Raw genomic sequence first — 17730 nt, forward strand, 5'->3', positions numbered from 1 at the left:
TACGTATAGAGGGCTACTCACATAAGTAATACACAATATTTTTGACACGAGGGGATCAAAATGGAAAAGAAATTAGATTTGTCCAAATCCGTATATGATTTGGTAAAAGAATATCCTGAAGTAACAGAGATTATGAAAAGCTTAGGGTTCAGCGAAATCACTAATAAAGTGATGTTGAACTCTGTTGGTAAAATCATGACCATTCCTAAAGGGGCTAAAATGAAGGGCGTATCCATGATCGATATCGTGAGCGCATTCATGAAAGCTGGTTTTACTTTGGAAGGTGAAATGCCAAATCTACACGGTGATGAAGCAGCATCTGCTAAGGATGCTCCTGTAGAGACTGCTGCTACTCAAGTAGAGGAGTCTAAAGCTAGCCAAAATACAGAAACTAATGAAGAGGATACTGTTACAGATAGCGAACGTGTAGAACAATTGAAAGGTTTCTTTAAACGGTTAGGTACTGGTGAAGAGCTTGGCGATGTGCGCAAAGATTTTGCCAGTCAATTTAAACATGTAGAAGCCAGTGAAATCATGAAAGCTGAACAAGGCCTTATGCGTGAAGGTACACCTCTAGAAGAGGTACAACAATTATGTGACCTTCACTCTGCGTTGTTCCATGGTTCCACCATTCATGAACAAATGGATGCAGAACATGCTAAGGTAGAAGCAGTTCTAGAAGCTCAAGAAAAGAGCAAGAGCGTTGTGGCTTTGGTTGAGACTGTAGGTCATCCGTTAAACCAATTAACAGAAGAAAATAAAGCGCTCGACGAGTTGATTGAGGCTATTCGTCCAAAAGTAGCAGATAAAACTGCCACTTATGATGATGTGAATACAGTGCGTCAACTATCTGTTCACTATGCTAAAAAAGGCGATTTGTTATATCCAAAATTGAAAGTGGATTATGCGATCGGTGGTCCATCCATGGTTATGTGGACTGTTGACGGCGATATTCGCGACCAATTAGGTGATTTAGCAAAATCTAGCCAAAGTGTAGATGATTGGTATAGACGTTTTGATGAGCTTCTTACACGTGCTCAAGAAATGATCTACAAAGAACAAAATATCTTGTTCCCAATCTGTGCAGAAAACTTCAGCAAAGAAGATTGGTATCAAATTTACAAAGATACAGCGCAGTATGAAGACATCTTTGGTGTAACACGCATTGCTTGGCCAGAAGCTGATGCCGCATTAGCTTCGCAAAGTACAAAACCAAGTGGTGATGACAATGCTATCGGTTTAATTGGTGGTACTTTAACTGTAGACCAACTAGATGCTATGCTCAATACAATGCCAATGGAGGTAACCTTCGTTGATCATGAAGATATTAACCGTTACTTCAACGATGGTGAAAAGGTATTCAAACGTCCTACTACAGCAATTGGCCGGGACGTGTATTCCTGTCATCCGCCAAAGGTAGAACCAATTGTACGCGGTATCATTGATTCTTTCCGTAAAGGTGACCGCGATAATGTGGCAGTATGGCTTGAAAAACAAGGTCGTCCATTCTATGTAAACTACATGGCTGTACGCGACCAACATAATAACTATATTGGTACATTAGAACTCGTACAAGACATGCAATTTGCAAAGGAACATTTCGGTAGATCTAAATAAGAATATGTGACATAACAAAGACTGCCCTAGTATTGAATGATGCTAAGGCAGTCTCTTTTTATGGGTGTATATATTGGATGATAGTATTGGTAGCTATTTGGATATTAGCTAGGCTCGTAGCCAAGTTTAGGCGCATAAATGTGGCGTAGCTTTCTCCACCAAACCATTCGCCAAAGCTTGGTGCGATGCGGCATTTATTTTCGAATAAGTCGTGCATATCTTCAGCCTTAACATAGGCACCAAAATCAATCCATGCTAAATAGGTGCCGTCCATAGGGCTGATGCGGATTTGTGGTAATGCCGTACAAAGCTCTCGGCACAGATATTCATAATTTTCACGTATAACAGCCAATACATCTGTGAGCCATGCTTCCGCCTCTGGGTGGGTATATGCCACAGCGATAGCCGTTTCTGCGATAACATCTGCATCCGTGTGGTACACTTGCGCTTTGTAGGCGGTGTATTGATTTCGTAAAGCCTCGTTTGGAATTATCACTTCGGCTTGATGTAGACTCGCCATGTTAAATGATTTTGATACAGAGGACATGGCGATTATATTATCTTTATATACACCATTACACACAGATAAGGTTGGTGTAAATGGTGTGGGGCCGGTAATAAGGTCCTGATGGATTTCGTCGCTAATGATGAGCACCTTGTGACGCTCACAAATGCTAAATAACCGATCCATCTCATTTTCTGTCCATACGTGACCTACAGGATTATGTGGATTACAGTGGATGAAAACCTTCACATCATTTTGCTTAATGGCGGATTCGAATACATCATAATCAACTGTGTATTTATTGGTCCGCGTGCGATGTAGCGGAACAGCAACAATGCGCCTGTTCGCACCATTGGCACGGGCATCGAAGGCTCCGTATACGGGCGTAAGGACTGCGATGGCATCATTTGTTTTTGTGAAAGCCCCAATACACCACATGATACCTGTAATCACATTGGGCGCACTGGTCAACCAGTCTTGTTCAAGATTACAATTATGACGACGTTTGTGCCAATTCATGACTGCTGAAATATAATCAGGATTTGTCATGGTATAACCTAATGGATTGGCTTTTACATAGTTACAAATAGCCTCTTGTATGCACTGAGGCGTCATAAAATCCATATCTGCTACCCATAGGGGTAATAAATCGGTGCGGCTAAATTTTAAGTGCTCGCCGTCCCATTTGCGAGAATGGGAACCGCGGCGATCGATATAGTATGTTTCAGTAAAGTCTATTGTGTTCATAGTGAACCTCTATAAGTATATGTTAATGTGGTGGGAATTAATTACTCTATCTATTATCAGTATACATGCATAGATATATATGTAAATATACCCTTAAGAATTGCTGTTACAGTATCTTTTGTTTCTATGCAATCCTTGCATGAATAGGGGCTATATTCGTATACAAAAGGTGTTAGATTTGCTTGACTGTTGGGACTTTTACAATTTAGAATATACTATAGAATAGTGTGTGTCTCACCAGTGACCACACTCGTATCGAATGGTTACAAATGATAAATTCTTGGCCGTATATAGTGGGCGATGTTCATATGTGAGTTTGCTTCATCGAACTGTGCCGCTATATGGGAAGGCTAATATAAGTATAGTACTGGATCCTGTTAAGGAGGCATGTGCCATGAGTAATGAATTGAAACCCCTTCATTTTGATGCGGATTACACGATGGAGGAGGCGCTCGCTGAGGCGAAACGCTGTCTAAACTGTCCGAAACCTTTGTGCCGTATGGGTTGTCCTATTGAAAACGAAATTCCTCGTTTTATCCAAGCTATCGCGCACGGTAACTTTGGTTTAGCCAACGATATCTTGGCGGAACGTACAAACTTGCCAGCTATCTGTGGTCGCGTGTGCCCTCGTGAAAATCAATGCGAAGGTAACTGCATCATGAATAAGGCTAAGAAACCGCCTATCAACATCGGCAAATTGGAACGTTTTGCTGCCGATTTTGAAAGCATCAATGAATTGCGCAAACCTAAGAAAATTAAACAAGATCTTGGCAAAGTAGCCGTTGTTGGTTCTGGCCCTGCGGGCTTATCCGTTGCAGGTGACGTAGCGAAACTAGGTTATGATGTAACCGTATTTGAAGGTCAATCCGAACCAGGTGGCGTATTATTATTCGGTATCCCAGAATTCCGTTTGTCCAAATCCGTTGTACGCCGTGAAATTGCTCGCCTTGAAGGTTTAGGTGTTAAATTCGTATGTAATACATTTATCGGTCAAGACAAATCCCTAGATGATTTATTCGCCGAAGGATTTGATACTATCTTCATCGGTACTGGTACGCATATTCCTCAAGAAGTACGCATGGAAAATGATCAAATTACAGGCGTATTCCAAGCGATGTACCTCTTAACTAATGTACAACTTGTAGAGAATGGTGAGCTTGAAGAAAAAGCGATTCCTGTGAAAAAAGGAGACCGCGTTGTTATCATTGGCGGTGGTAATGTAGCGATGGATGCGGCTCGTACATGTGTACGTTTAGGCTGTGAATCTGTCACTGTAGCATACCGTCGTAGCCAAGAACAAATGCCTGCATTATTATCCGAATACGAAGAAGCTCGTGCTGAAGGAGTTCAATTCCAATGGTTCGCTTCTCCAGTTGGCGTAGAAGGTACAGACAAGGTAGAAGGCTTTAAATACGAAGTGATGGCCCTTAATGAAGATGGTGCTGGTATCCATGGTACAGGTAAATACCAAGTTATGCCTGTAGATAAAATCATCATCGCTGCTGGTCATAAACCTAATGCACGTCTCGTTGGTGAAGGCAATAACCTCCGTGTTGATGAAAAAGGTTATATTCTTACATCCGAAGAACCATACGGCATGACGAGCCGTGAAGGTGTATTCGCCGGTGGTGACGTAGTACATAAACCAGCCACTGTAGTACTCGCTATGCGCGAAGCTAAAAAAGCTGTTGATGGCATGGTTAAATACATGGAAATCAAACGTGCTATGGCTATTGCAGAAGAGAATAAATAAGACTTTTATGTACAAGAATATACATATATGTATGTTTAAGCATAATTTTATAACATAATATGAATAAAAATCCCTTGCGATATGAATGTATCGCAAGGGATTTTCTATTATATGTCATCACAATTCAAGTTCCTATGGTTCCTCTTAATTGATTGCCGTATTGTGGAGGCAAAGAGTTGTTATTAAGGATAGTATAGAAAGTGAGGTTTCTATGACGTATGATATCGTATGTAGTGAAACACAGTCAGAAAAGGCTATCCAACACTTAGGCGTTCTCATTCTCTTATGGCGCCGCCACTATCACATAACTCAACAAGAGTTAGCTAAGCGAACGGGATTGTTACAGTCCTATATTAGCGGGCTGGAAAAGGGGAATATAGACCCTCGTATATCTACGCTGTGTAGGATAGTCAATGGCTTTGATAATATGCCCTTAGATACATTTTTTGGAGGCCCTGACTTGGGCTTTATCGACTTTCACGGCATAGAACATCGACATATAGAATTTCATTAAAATCCTAAATCCTCGTTGATAATAATAACCTCCATGGTTTGCATGTTGCGCATCTTTTTATAGTAAATGGTTAAGGCATTGCAAATTCTGTCTGGTGATCCACAGTCGTAGCATTTTTCTTCTAGCTTGGCACAAGGATTGAGGGAACTTTTTTTATTTTTTTTGCTGTTCAGTGGTGCCGCCACATTGCGCGCCCGATAGATGGCAGAGGCCAAGTCTGGCGTAATTTTGTTACGTCCCAATATGAAAAAGACCTCTTGTGATCCGAATAGAGAGGCCGCTACACGGTTGCCAGTGCCATCAATGTTGACCATTTCACCCGTTTGCGCTAAGGCGTTAACAGAGGTTAAAAATACATCGCGCCCCATGGTGCGTAGCGCTGTATCGCGGAAACTTTCACCAGGAAAGGGTCGCTGAATGTCTGTTATGTCATCGTTGACCTGGGACAAAGCATCATGAACCTTGAGTTCCAATAAGGTGCGTGAATCACCGATAGCCACTCGTTTATGTTGAATGCGAGACTGTAAATAGGCCACTGCGTCAGCGCCTGTTTCAAAATAATGGACCACGAAGTTGTTGCGTTCTAAGGCTTTGATGGTTTTCTCTATATCGATGGGGGCATCGTTGATTTGAGGATTGATAACTGCATTGATTGTTGTGTCTGTATTGGCCATGAGTTCTCCAAGATTTCATATAAACTAGTGAGGTAAACTGTGTTTTCTAAGTAATACGGTATTTCTATTACTAGTATTGTACTGTTTTAGTGGTGGTTATTCAATATAAGGAGACCCTGTTTTAGGTAAAAGAATGATACTGATAGTATAGAATGTTCTTTGTATAAAACATTGGAATAGAATCCATATTTGAATACTAAATAGTAAAGATTTGGAATGAAATCCAATTTTATGATAAAATTAATATAAAGTTGGAATGGAATCCAAAGTTATTAGGTAGTCGATATGATATTTGACAATACTAATAAGAGGGTTCCATCTATGAGAACGTACATAGATGAGGAGGCCCTTATGAAATTAATTCAGCGCCAAGGATATCTAGATTTTTTACGACGTAATCGGAATCGGTCTATTGTTAAGGTTGTCTCTGGGATACGTCGTTGTGGGAAATCTACGTTATTTAGGCTATTTAAGGATGAGCTGTTATCGGAAGGCATTAAACCTGAACAGATAATATCCATTAATTTTGAAGAACTAGAATATGAGCATTTACGAGATTATCATGCGCTGTATCAATATATTTTAGAACGTATGCAGCCTGATGAAATGAATTATATTTTCCTTGATGAAATTCAGCACGTTGATCAGTTTCATCGCGTCGTAGATAGCTTGTTTGTAAAAGAAAATACAGATTTATATATTACGGGCTCCAATGCATACTTTATGTCATCCGATATTGCTACATTACTGACTGGGCGGTATGTGGAAATTCAGATGTTACCACTGTCCTTTAGTGAGTTCTATTATAGTAAATTCGATGGTAATCAGTACTCTTTAATTCCTGCCTATGAGTCCTATCTTCGTGAAAGCTCATTCCCTTATACGCAACAATTAGGGGGCGAAGATTTTGATATACAAGAATATCTACGAGGCCTATACAATACCCTATTATTACATGATGTTGTGGCTCGATTGAAGCTTAGTGATGTTACAATCTTACAAGATATTGTGAGATATATTATGTCTAACATAGGTAGTTTGCTTTCACCCAATAAGATTGCAAATTCGCTCGTTAGCGCCGGTAGAAAAATAGATAATAAAACGGTAGAACGATATTTACAAGGTTTGCAAGATAGCTTGTTGCTATATAAGGTCAATCGTTATGATGTACGCGGTAAAGAATTATTGCGTATAAATGCAAAGTACTACTGTGTGGATGTAACATTACGTAATCTATTAGTTGGCAATGCGAGTCGTGATACAGGACATATTTTAGAGAATATCGTTTTTCTTGAACTCATTCGTCGTGGATATACTGTATATGTAGGTCAATTAGCTAAGGGTGAAATTGACTTTGTTGCACAAAAAGCGGGTGTTACAGAATACTATCAGGTAAGCGAAACTGTGTTAGATCCTAATACGCTACATCGTGAGCTTGCACCTCTTAAGGCTGTACAAGACCAATATCCAAAGTTTTTACTTACATTGGATGAATTAAATAAAAATGCAAATTATGACGGAATTCAACAACGAAATGTTTTAGAATGGTTGTTAGAGAGCTATTAAATTGCTATAATAATAGTATTGATATGGCATAAGCCAATGTTAAGGAGGCAAAAATCGTGGATTTAATTCAAAAATTAAAAGACCAAGTAAAACCATTAGGTAAAAAAATCGTGTTGCCAGAATACAAAGATGAACGCGTATTGAAAGCAACTGAAATCATTTTGAAAGAAGGTTTCGTAACACCTGTATTAGTAGGTAACCCAGCTGAAATCGCAGAAGCTGCTAAAGCTGTTGGCGTATCCGTAGAAGGTGCTGAAATTATCGATCCAGCTAACTACGATCGTTACCAAGAAATGGTTGATACATTCGTAGAATTGCGCGCTAAAAAAGGTATGACTCCTGAAAAAGCTGACGCAACTATGAAAGGTGACTGCTTATTCTTCGGTGCTATGCTTGTTCGTCTTGGCGCAGTAGATGGCATGGTTGCTGGTTCCGGTTGCCCAACTGCAAACGTATTGCGCGCTGCATTACAAGTTGTTGGTACAAAACCAGGTCTTAAAACTGTATCTTCTTCCATGTTCATGTTCACAAGCAAAAAAGAATATGGCGACGACGGTATGCTCGTATTCTCCGACTGCGGCGTATTGCCTAACCCAACTAGCGAACAATTAGCTGATATCGCAGAATCCACTGTAGAAAAAGCTCGCAAAGTTGTTGGTATGGCTGACCCTCGCGTATCCATGTTGTCCTTCTCCACAAAAGGTTCCGCTTCCACTCCAGAAGTAGACAAAGTGGTTGAAGCTGTTAACATCTTGAAAGAACGCAACGTTGACTTCAAATTCGACGGCGAATTACAATTGGACGCTTCCATCGTTCCTTCCGTAGCAGAAAAGAAAGCTCCTGGTTCCAACGTAGCTGGTAAAGCTAACATCTTGATTTTCCCTGATCTTCAAGCTGCTAACATTGGTTACAAATTGGTACAACGCTTCTCCGGCGCTGATGCTCTTGGCCCATTGATTCAAGGTTTGGCTAAACCAGTTCATGACCTTTCCCGTGGCTGCTCCGCTCAAGACGTTGTAGACGTTGCTGCTATCGCTGCTGTTGAAAGCATCTAATAGCTGCATAATTTCATATATAAACATATGTCGTATATGTTTTGATATGCTGAAAGCTGGCTCTATGAGCCAGCTTTTTTGTGTATTATATAGGTTTGTATATTCTTTAGCCAATGTAAAATTTCGTGGCTTTCATATTAGTTGATGTGTATTCTCAAATTTGTAGCCACTGCGACAGACAGGATTTACAATTACGCTTATAGTATAGATATAACATAAATGAATTGGAGTTACATCATTGGAGGTGTATCTTATGAGTGTAAATACTATCAATAAATCTATGACAGTCGCTGATGCGGTTAAGGTAAATCCAGAGCTAATGGATGTGTTAGCGAAGGATGGTATCGACTTTTGCTGTGGTGGTGGACATCCATTAGTAGAGGCTATCGAAGCTAAAGGCAAAAATGTTGATGAATACATCGCTATGTTGAATACAGTTCAGCACGCACAAAAGTCCTCTCGCGCAGAGGTGCTTAGCTATTCCAAGGAACAATTGATTGATTATATCATTCATAACTATCATCGAGAACAATTAGATATGATCGATGAAATTGATCAAGGTTTGGCAAAGCTACTCAATGTACACTATGACCATCATGGAGCAGAGTTGACAGAAATCTATCAAACCTTCCTTCAATTGAAATCAGCCCTCGTGCCTCATTTCCGTCATGAAGAACATGTAGACTTTCCAGAATTTATAGCGGGTAAACCTGTAGATTTTGATGAACTCCGTGCTGAGCACGAAGCTGCAGGTGTGCTCTTAGAATCCTTAAGTGCATTGACTAATCATTACACTACACCAGTAGATGGCTGTGCTACCTATGTGTATGTGTTTAAAACCATGAAAGCTTTAGAAGAAGGCCTTCATGAGCATATCTTCTTAGAGAACTCTGTTTTGTTTGAGATGCCGTAAGATGTAAATATGGAATTTGTATAAATAGATAGGAAAGGTGTATCATTACATTAAGAACATTTGATTTAATCAACATACAAATGTAGTTATATTCGAGACCATAAAAAGGAGAGAATTATGATTTCAGTATTTGATACACATCCTGTTACTTTTGAAGACAAAAATCGTACCTTAACAATTAGTTATAATGGTGTACTCTGCAAAGATGCGAATGGACAAGTAGTAACTGACATTGATTTCGATGACGTAAATGAGCTATATCTTACAAGCTATTTGAACTCAAATAGTAATTATACAATTACGTTCAGAGACCACAATTGGAAAAATATTAAAGACCAAGATTTAGATACTGACCGTACAGATTATAATACTGGCCACAATATTCGTGAAACAAAAGCGATTATTGCCGCCTTTGCTCGTCATAAATTGACGGCGGAATTTCCAGCAAATTTAGACACTCTTCAATTGCCATTGGATTACTCCTACATGGGTAAACGAGAAATTACCATTAAAAACGGTGTTATCTCGAATGGTAAGGTAGATATTCCTATTAATGAAATTCGTCGTGTAATATGTGCCTCTAATGGTACAATTAGTAAACTATTAGTATATAAAGAAGAAAAACCTAGTTCCTTCTTTAAAAAGATTTTTGACAAATGTGATATGAAAATTACGTTGAATGCGATTACGTTGCCACTATTAGAAGCTATTGTAACACGCAATACCGGCCATGGCATCGATTTCACTCGTGGTAACGGTTTTGATCAAAAGGATTCCAACTATATCATTATTCGCTACCTCGACTCTGGATTCTTCCTTGATAAGGATGGTACAGCACCTACAGAATGGCAAAAGACTGCTGCTGAAACAACAGCTAAATTTAATTACGATGTAAATCAACTTATTTAGGTATAAACTTAATATATAAACAATAGCCTCTATGGATTCCTTGCTGGTGAAGGAATATCCATAGAGGCTATTTTATAGCTTTAAATCTACTGTAGAGAGAGTTCCGTTAGTTTTGTACCGCTGTAAAGCGTTGGCGACCAAATTTGTGGTTGCTGATTTCGTCTACTAGAATTTGTGCGAATGTATCATAAGAGATATAAGGCTTGCCTTCTTTGTTTACGATAATATTTTCATTACCTAATATATGGTCATTAGATTCAGGACCTTCTGCATCTAAGATTGGTGGTGGGGTAAACATTGTCCAGTCTACATTGCTGAATTTACGCAAGATATCGTCAGATTTACCATGAGTTTTGGAACGAACTAGGAACTCTGGAGGAAACTCTGGTGTATCATTTAGTTGAATTGTGTGATCTTCGTCTACATAGAGGCTACCTGCACCACCTATAGCGATGAGGCGTGTATTTGTGTTAGCTAATGCTTTCACGAGCAATAATGTCAAATCTGCTGGTAAATGATATGTATCTGGTGTGAAAGCGCTTGTAGCGTTTACTACTACATCAAATTGAGTTAATTCTTGTTTTGTTAATTGTAACGCATCTTTTACGATGGTTGGAATTCCTTCAATAGCACCTTCGCGGCGAACAACGCCTGTTACTTGATGACCTGCTTTGAGGGATTTTTCTACAATGCGACGACCGGCTTTACCATTTGCACCGATTACTAAAATGTTCATATTGATTCTCCTTTTATATAGAGTGCCAAACAATTAATTCTAAGCTTGGTGGCCTATGGCCTAGGTAAAGTTGTTTAGAACTGATTATTTGCGACTACTCTAACATATGATTAGTGAATATATGTTCAACTGATGACATCATTATATAGGGGGGCTATTATTTTGAATAGTAGAATTATTCAGGATAGGTACTATCAAAAGTGATAGAATTGTGATATTTACTGGACTAAAAATTTTAAAAAAGTTTTGTACCCTAAAAAAAGATACTCTAAAATACTTGAAATGGTAAAAATATGTGATAATATTTGAATTATATTAGAACGAAAAGGAGAATCACCATGGCAGAGCAACTTGTAAATATTCATGATTTAGTGGGCCGATGCCCCTTTGCAACAAGTCAAAAGTTACTAGCTGGCAAATGGTCTTTATTGATCATGCACGAATTATCTGAAGGTCCTGTGCGCTTCCGTGAATTAGAACGTCGGTTACATCCAATTACCCAAGCTACACTCACTAGAGCATTGCGCCAAATGGAAGATGATGGTTTAGTACATCGTGAAGTATATGGTACTATTCCACCTAAGGTAGAATATAGCCTGACCGAAGTAGGTGCGGGATTTAAAACCGTTTTAGCATCCCTCGAACAATGGGGTAACCAATACATTGACTACATGAAAGCCGCTGGCCGCATCTAAGAAATGCCAGCGGCATTTCTTATCCCTGTTTCACCAAAATTGATTCGGATTCTTTATTATACCTAAATGTTTCTAATGTACTGAGTGTAGGAAGGCCCTGTTTTCAAAAAACGACTTCTCCCCTAAAATCAATTTGTATTCTTTATTATACCTAAATATTTCTAATATACTGAGAGGCGGTAAAGAGTTCCCTGCCAAAACGACTTCGGGCTCCGCGAAGCGCAGTAGCGTGTCGGCTTTGGCAGGGTACTCTTTACCATATCCTCAACCACGTATATAGAAAAATATGGTATAATAAAGAATACGAATGATATAAATTCTCAGTAATGTAGAGGTATTGATAACGATGTTAGATGTAACATTTCTCGCACACAGTGGCTTCCTCGTAGATGATGGCAAGCGCTGTTATGTGTTTGATTATTATAAGGATCCAAACAATATTGTTTGGCAATTGGCAAAGCGTGGCCGTGAATTGTGGTTTTTTATTAGTCACAGCCATGCAGATCATTTTAATCCGTCTATTACGGAGTTTGATGGTCCTCAAACGCGTTATATTTGCCATCAAGATGTGCCATTAGAAGGTAAGGTAAGAAAATGCATTACCATGCGACCTGGCCAAGATGCAAATCTCGATGATGTAGGGATTCATATGTACGGTAGCACCGACGAAGGCGGTTCTTTCTATGTAAAAACGGATACTGCAAATATCGACTCTGACTCCATATTCCATGCGGGTGACCTTAACTGGTGGCATTGGCTTGGCGATACGCCGGAGAATAATGCGGATGCAAAACGCATGGCTTGGCGTGAATTTAAGGAACTAGAAGGTCTATCCGTAGATGTGGCGATGTTCCCGGTAGATAATCGTTTAGAAGATGCCATGGAATGGGGTGCTATTGAATTCTTACGCCGCGTGCAGGTGAAAAAGGCGTTTATTCCTATGCATCTAAATGGTCCACTATGGACGCCATCCGTGTATTTTAAAGCTCTCTTTGGCGATGTTCCTGTATGGGAACCTCAAAAAGAAGGCGATGAATGCATATTTTAAGTGCCCCACGCGGTCACTACGTTATATGGGGAGAGTCTATATACGTAATTGAGTAAGTTAGGATCAAGTGATGATGAAAACTAAACCAGTGGCAACCACACTGTTGATTGTCATGGCTATCATATTTTTAATTTCATACCCACATAGGCACGATGCACTTTGGGCGTTTATCATGCACGTTTCGGGGGCCGCGATGATTGGTGGTCTGGCGGATTGGTATGCAGTGACAGCGCTCTTTACAAAGCCATTAGGTATTCCTTTCAAAACAGCTATCTTGCCGCGCAGTAAAGAACGGTTGATACAGATTGGCCGAACCATGCTCAGCGAAGAATTACTTCGGGTGCCACAAATGTATTATGCTATCAAACGGGAACGCGTTATGGTACGTATCATCGAATATGGCATGAGTGACGTAGGGCAAAAACAGATACAAGAACTCTTATATGGCGTTGGCAATCAGGTACTATCCCATATGGATATTGAGCCGATGCGTAAGGAGATTAATAAGGCTGTTTATAAAGGGGTATCCAATTGGAAGGCCACACCTCTCGTTATTCTATTCGGTCGTTGCATGCTGGAACGCCATACGGCTAGCGTGTTTTGGCTTTATTTTAATCGAACTTGTCAGCGTGTTATCGCGTCAAATCAGGTGTATCCATATTTGTATCGCGTCATGCTAGACATTATGAAAACCTATACTAAGGATTCATTTATGCGTGAACTAGCCATTGCCTTTGGTGGTGATGGGCTTTCACCTGAACGATTAGTTGATACGGTACAGAAAAAAGCAGTTCAGTTTTTACAAGACAACGAAGATATCGATTCGCCATTGGGACGCTATATATGGGGGCAGGCCATCAGATTTTTCAATAATTTGGAAACTAATGAGGAATGGCAGGCTTTCATCGAAGAACATAAGGACCAATGGGTGAAAATGGTCCTCGAAGAATGGGAAGGCAAGCTCATCGATGGGGATACGCTCGATTGGGTGCGCCTCATGGATATTGTGCTCGAACGATTTAACGTGCTCGGCAGTGAAATACTTCTAAATCCTGAGAAACAAGCGCCGTTTGAACGATTCTTCTTGTTGCGTAGCATTCCATGGCTACAAAAATTGAACCCTCTCATCGATCGTGTAGTGGGCGAAGAACTATCTCGTTATTCACCGGACGAGATTACGCACATTATACGCGGTAAAATGTATTATGATTTACAAATGGTTCGTATCAATGGCTCACTTGTGGGGGCCGTCCTCGGCGGGCTGTTCTACGGCGTTACCCTCCTCATTAAGGGGGTGATCGGATGATACGATATATTAAATCGCTTACCTTGAAACAGCGAGCCAATGGGATCTTTGGCTTGATGTTCGTGCTCTACTGTTTTGTTTTTGTAGGCCAGTTTTTCTTTGATGATGAAAGCTGGTACCAGCCGCTCTATTGGGCGGTACAATCTGCTCTTATCGGTAGTGTGGCGGACTGGTTTGCCGTGACTGCATTATTCCGTAAACCTTTAGGATTTCCGTATCATACGGCTTTGATTCCTCGCAATAAGGAACGCCTGATCAATGGTGTAATTAAGCTGGTGGAAACGAAGATGCTAACGCGAGATCGTTGCCAAGTGCTATTAGGCAAGGTACAATTCGTACCTTTATTTGAAAAATTCCTACTATCTCCAGAGGGACAGCGGGCCGCACGCCTTGTCATTCATCAGGGATTACATTTGTTATGGAAATCTCAAACAACCGAAGAATGGTCACGATGGGGTGCCAAACGCATTCGTACGTTGCTAGAAAAACATTCCCTTGTACCTGTGTTAAAGCATGTTTTGCTTGATTTATGTGAACATAATCGCTATGAAGGCATGGTTGTACAGGTTTTGAATGTCATTCAAGAGCGTATTAACCATCCGGCTATGGTTACGTGGCTAACGGCCGTTGTTGCAGAGGAAGCACATAAGAAAAAACGAAAGGGTTTCCTTTCAGATTTCTTGATTTCCTTATCCGAGGCCACCGATGTTGTGAACTATCGTGAAATGGCAGAGGCTATTGTGACAGAGGCGTATGCTATGTTGGAAAACTGGAAACGTCCGAATAGCCCTGAGCGGACAGCATGGCTCCGTCAGTGGGTAGATCCGATTCGACACATTGAGGAAAACCATGTGGTCTGTGATGCTCTAGATGAGGCCTGGGAGCGTTGGATACGAGAACAAGATTGGGAATCTATCATCGAGAACCATCTATGCCCGTACGTTGAAGAGTTACTTGTTGAAGGCGATGAAAATGGCGAAACCCCAGCGCAAGTGCTTGTGAATATCGCCCTTGAACTTTGGAATGTATATGGTCAATCCGAAGATCTTCGCAATCGCATTGAAACGACTCTTCACGATATTGCACGGTATGTGCTAGAACAAGGGTATGATCTCATTGAAACCATTATACGCCAAGTATTGGGAGGCCTTAGCACCGATAAATTTATCTACTTTATTGAGTCCAAGGTAGAGGATGACCTCAGCTGGATTCGTATCAATGGTGCCATTGTAGGCGCCGTGGCGGGCCTTGTGGTATGGAGCTTCCTTGAGTACGTCTATGTACCATTATTAGCTTTACTCGGTTAAATGCCTTGTATGGCTTACAAGTAAATTACAGTATTTATATATACGAAAACACCCTTCTACATGACGAGTGGTTCTCCTAGTTGAGACCTGTCATGTAGAAGGGTGTTTTTTATGTACATCGCATTACATTATTCTATTAATTCTTCCGATAGTGGAAGGGTAATGGAGAAGGTAGTAAATACACCTAGCTCACTTTTTGCCGTGATTGTACCGTGATGTAAATGAACAACCTTGTCTACGAAATAGAGGCCTAAGCCTATACCGTGATTAGACTTTTTATTCCGCGATTGTTCTGTTTGATACATGCGGTTGAATATTTGTGATAAATTATCTGGCTCGATACCAATTCCGTTATCGGTAACCTCAATGATCAAGTATAAGTTATTGCGCTTAGCCGTGATATTGATGGTCGATTTTGTGAATTTAATAGCATTGTCGATAAGATTGGTCACAGCGCGACGCAAGGACACTTCGTGGCCTGTAATAACTAAATCATTATCGATATCTGCGTTGATAGTGATTTGCTTTTCTGCGCACAATCTGGTGTAGTCATGTACCAGATTTTTCAACATAGTGCTTACATCTACAGGGGCTACGTTCATTTCATAGTTATTTTCTAACCGTGCTACATCCAATAGTTGCGATACGAGGGAGGACATGAATTTGGCTTGTTCTAGAATATGTTTTAAGCCTTCTTGCATTTCCTCTGGCGTACGCGCATATTTGATGGCGTATTCACTTTCAGCTTGGATAACGGCAATAGGGGTACGCAATTCATGAGATACGTCAGAACTGAATTGCTTTTCCCGATTGGATGAATCCTCGAGGCCGGATAACATGCGGTTAAAGGTGGTCGTCAATTCATAGACCTCATCCTTTGCGATTTCCGGCAATTCAATACGGCGGCTCAAGTCATTGTTTTTACCGATAACCTTAGCCGTATGGGTCAGCTTGCGCAATGGTTTCAAACCTTGTTTTATGAATAGATAGCCGCCGATGGATGAAACGAGTAAGGCTACGATAGTAACAAGCAACAGTGCATAAATGGTATTGCTATTTCTATCGGTAATCTTTTGACTCGTAATAGCCCGTAAGAATCCGCGGTAGTTAGGTGCATTAATTGGTACATCGTAATAATAGAATGTTGTACCATTAGCCTCTACTTCACCGATTTGACCCAGTGATAGACTGGACTGATTTGGGAATCCATCTGGTAAATATCCCTTTGTGATGAGACCATCTTGTGTGTAAACGAGATAGAATGTGCCATCCTCATAAGGCTTGAACTTGCGAATATCCGTAGACATCATGAGTGTTTGTTGCTGCAATCGGTCCCGGACCTCTGCGCTGTGCGCCGTTCCAATGTAGTTATAGTAGAAAATGGACATCGAAATCAGAAGGGTAGCCAAGAATAAGGTGTACCACAACATGATTTTAAAGGTTAGTGGTATGCGGTTCCACAGGTGCTTAAAAGCACCCGACATAGAATTAAGGTCGTGACCTTGTTCCTTAGTTTTCTGTTTTGAGGACATATCCTACTCCACGAACGGTTTGAATTAATTTCACATTTTCATCCGTGTCAATCTTTTTACGTAAATCCTTAATATATACATCAATTAGATTAGAGTAGCTTTCATAATCGTATTCCCAAACATGATCTAGAATTTGTTGACGGGATAAAACGATATTTTCGTTGCTTGCTAAATAATACAATAAATCAAATTCTTTAGCCGTCAATGTAATTGCTTCGCCATCGCGTTTGACCGTACGTTGAGGGACGTTGATTGTCAATGGGCCAACCTTGATATCGTTTTGTGCATGACGTGCGTTACGGCGTGCCAACGCATAGATACGAGCTGTCAATTCTTCAAGATCAAATGGTTTTACAAGGTAATCGTCTGCACCTGTGTTGAGACCAGTAACCTTATCTTGTAAGGAATCCTTTGCCGTTAATAATAAAACAGGTGTTGTATTACCTTCATTACGCATTTGAGCCAATGCGCTAATGCCATCCAATACAGGCATCATGATATCCATAACAATTACATCATAACTAGATGTATTTACATAATCGATAGCTTGTTGACCGTTGAAACATGTATCGACAGTCATATTTTCAGCACGTAAATATTTGGCCGTAATACCATTCAGCATTTCTTCGTCTTCTACAAGTAAAATCTTCATATGTTTGTTCTCCTTATGTATGATTAAATTATATAACTCTCTCTTAATACAACTTAATTACTAATCAGATTCCATTTTGTGAAAGCTGCAACACATTAGTAATTAAATTAATATTAACATATTTAAGTTATATTATATAACTAATTTATCTATTATCATACCTTATACAAATGGAATGAGTAAAAAATGAATGTAATAAAT

The 17730-nt window shown here is 40.1% G+C and carries 16 protein-coding genes; 11 read left to right on the plus strand and 5 right to left on the minus strand.

Annotated elements, in window-relative coordinates; all coding sequences use genetic code 11:
- Nucleotides 1-60: 60 nt before the first annotated feature.
- A complete protein-coding gene (locus HMPREF1477_RS06855; RefSeq protein WP_016476342.1) occupies nucleotides 61-1617 on the plus strand; it encodes a DUF438 domain-containing protein in 1557 nt (518 codons plus the stop codon).
- Between the two features lie 58 nt (nucleotides 1618-1675).
- On the opposite strand, the gene HMPREF1477_RS06860 is transcribed toward HMPREF1477_RS06855, so the two are convergent.
- Nucleotides 1676-2869, minus strand: coding sequence for a MalY/PatB family protein (locus tag HMPREF1477_RS06860; protein ID WP_016476343.1), 1194 nt, complete (start codon nucleotides 2867-2869; stop codon nucleotides 1676-1678).
- 394 nt (nucleotides 2870-3263) lie between these two features.
- Here HMPREF1477_RS06860 and HMPREF1477_RS06865 point away from each other — a divergent pair, with 394 nt between their 5' ends.
- Together HMPREF1477_RS06865 and HMPREF1477_RS06870 are read left to right on the plus strand one after the other, a co-directional pair.
- Entirely contained in the window at nucleotides 3264-4622 is a 1359-nt protein-coding gene (locus tag HMPREF1477_RS06865; RefSeq protein WP_005378163.1) for an NAD(P)-dependent oxidoreductase, read from the plus strand.
- Between the two features lie 211 nt (nucleotides 4623-4833).
- Nucleotides 4834-5136: a helix-turn-helix domain-containing protein gene (locus HMPREF1477_RS06870; RefSeq protein WP_005381161.1), complete on the plus strand. Its 303-nt coding sequence runs from the start codon at nucleotides 4834-4836 to the stop codon at nucleotides 5134-5136.
- On the opposite strand, the gene HMPREF1477_RS06875 is transcribed toward HMPREF1477_RS06870, so the two are convergent.
- On the minus strand, nucleotides 5133-5810 hold the full coding sequence (locus HMPREF1477_RS06875; RefSeq protein WP_016476344.1) for a lactate utilization protein: 678 nt from the start codon (nucleotides 5808-5810) through the stop codon (nucleotides 5133-5135). The genes HMPREF1477_RS06870 and HMPREF1477_RS06875 overlap by 4 nt on opposite strands.
- A gap of 351 nt (nucleotides 5811-6161) precedes the next feature.
- Between HMPREF1477_RS06875 and HMPREF1477_RS06880 the strand changes: the two genes are divergently transcribed.
- The 4 genes from HMPREF1477_RS06880 to HMPREF1477_RS06895 all read left to right on the plus strand — a co-directional run bounded on the left by HMPREF1477_RS06880 (nucleotide 6162) and on the right by HMPREF1477_RS06895 (nucleotide 10253).
- A complete protein-coding gene (locus HMPREF1477_RS06880) occupies nucleotides 6162-7376 on the plus strand; it encodes an ATP-binding protein (protein WP_016476345.1) in 1215 nt (404 codons plus the stop codon).
- A 56-nt stretch (nucleotides 7377-7432) separates the two neighbouring features.
- Nucleotides 7433-8431: a phosphate acetyltransferase gene (pta, locus tag HMPREF1477_RS06885; RefSeq protein ID WP_005378201.1), complete on the plus strand. Its 999-nt coding sequence runs from the start codon at nucleotides 7433-7435 to the stop codon at nucleotides 8429-8431.
- 253 nt (nucleotides 8432-8684) lie between these two features.
- Nucleotides 8685-9344 (plus strand): DUF542 domain-containing protein, encoded by a 660-nt coding sequence (locus tag HMPREF1477_RS06890; protein WP_016476346.1) that lies wholly within the window; start codon nucleotides 8685-8687, stop codon nucleotides 9342-9344.
- Nucleotides 9345-9461: 117 nt separating this feature from the next.
- Nucleotides 9462-10253, plus strand: a complete 792-nt coding sequence (locus tag HMPREF1477_RS06895) for a hypothetical protein (protein WP_009660655.1) — start codon at nucleotides 9462-9464, stop codon at nucleotides 10251-10253.
- Between the two features lie 106 nt (nucleotides 10254-10359).
- Here HMPREF1477_RS06895 and HMPREF1477_RS06900 read toward each other — a convergent pair whose 3' ends face one another.
- Nucleotides 10360-10989, minus strand: a complete 630-nt coding sequence (locus HMPREF1477_RS06900; RefSeq protein ID WP_016476347.1) for an NAD(P)-dependent oxidoreductase — start codon at nucleotides 10987-10989, stop codon at nucleotides 10360-10362.
- Between the two features lie 338 nt (nucleotides 10990-11327).
- Here HMPREF1477_RS06900 and HMPREF1477_RS06905 point away from each other — a divergent pair, with 338 nt between their 5' ends.
- From HMPREF1477_RS06905 to HMPREF1477_RS06920, 4 genes are all read left to right on the plus strand, one after another.
- Nucleotides 11328-11684 carry a helix-turn-helix domain-containing protein gene (locus HMPREF1477_RS06905; RefSeq protein WP_016476348.1) on the plus strand — a complete coding sequence of 119 codons (357 nt, stop codon included), beginning with the start codon at nucleotides 11328-11330 and terminating at the stop codon, nucleotides 11682-11684.
- A 346-nt stretch (nucleotides 11685-12030) separates the two neighbouring features.
- Nucleotides 12031-12732 (plus strand): MBL fold metallo-hydrolase, encoded by a 702-nt coding sequence (locus HMPREF1477_RS06910; protein WP_016476349.1) that lies wholly within the window; start codon nucleotides 12031-12033, stop codon nucleotides 12730-12732.
- A 70-nt stretch (nucleotides 12733-12802) separates the two neighbouring features.
- A complete protein-coding gene (locus HMPREF1477_RS06915; protein WP_016476350.1) occupies nucleotides 12803-14038 on the plus strand; it encodes a DUF445 domain-containing protein in 1236 nt (411 codons plus the stop codon).
- Nucleotides 14035-15345: a DUF445 domain-containing protein gene (locus HMPREF1477_RS06920; RefSeq protein ID WP_016476351.1), complete on the plus strand. Its 1311-nt coding sequence runs from the start codon at nucleotides 14035-14037 to the stop codon at nucleotides 15343-15345. The genes HMPREF1477_RS06915 and HMPREF1477_RS06920 overlap by 4 nt, the downstream gene beginning before the upstream one ends.
- 128 nt (nucleotides 15346-15473) lie before the next feature.
- Here the strand turns inward: HMPREF1477_RS06920 and HMPREF1477_RS06925 are convergent, their stop codons facing one another.
- Both HMPREF1477_RS06925 and HMPREF1477_RS06930 read right to left on the minus strand, forming a co-directional pair.
- Complete coding sequence (locus HMPREF1477_RS06925) at nucleotides 15474-16877, minus strand: cell wall metabolism sensor histidine kinase WalK (RefSeq protein ID WP_016476352.1); 1404 nt, start codon at nucleotides 16875-16877, stop codon at nucleotides 15474-15476.
- Nucleotides 16855-17529: a response regulator transcription factor gene (locus HMPREF1477_RS06930; RefSeq protein WP_005378137.1), complete on the minus strand. Its 675-nt coding sequence runs from the start codon at nucleotides 17527-17529 to the stop codon at nucleotides 16855-16857. The genes HMPREF1477_RS06925 and HMPREF1477_RS06930 overlap by 23 nt, the downstream gene beginning before the upstream one ends.
- Nucleotides 17530-17730 lie beyond the last annotated feature (201 nt).

The sequence above is a fragment of the Veillonella sp. HPA0037 genome, from assembly GCF_000411535.1.
GTDB classification, from domain to species: Bacteria; Bacillota; Negativicutes; order Veillonellales; family Veillonellaceae; genus Veillonella; species Veillonella atypica.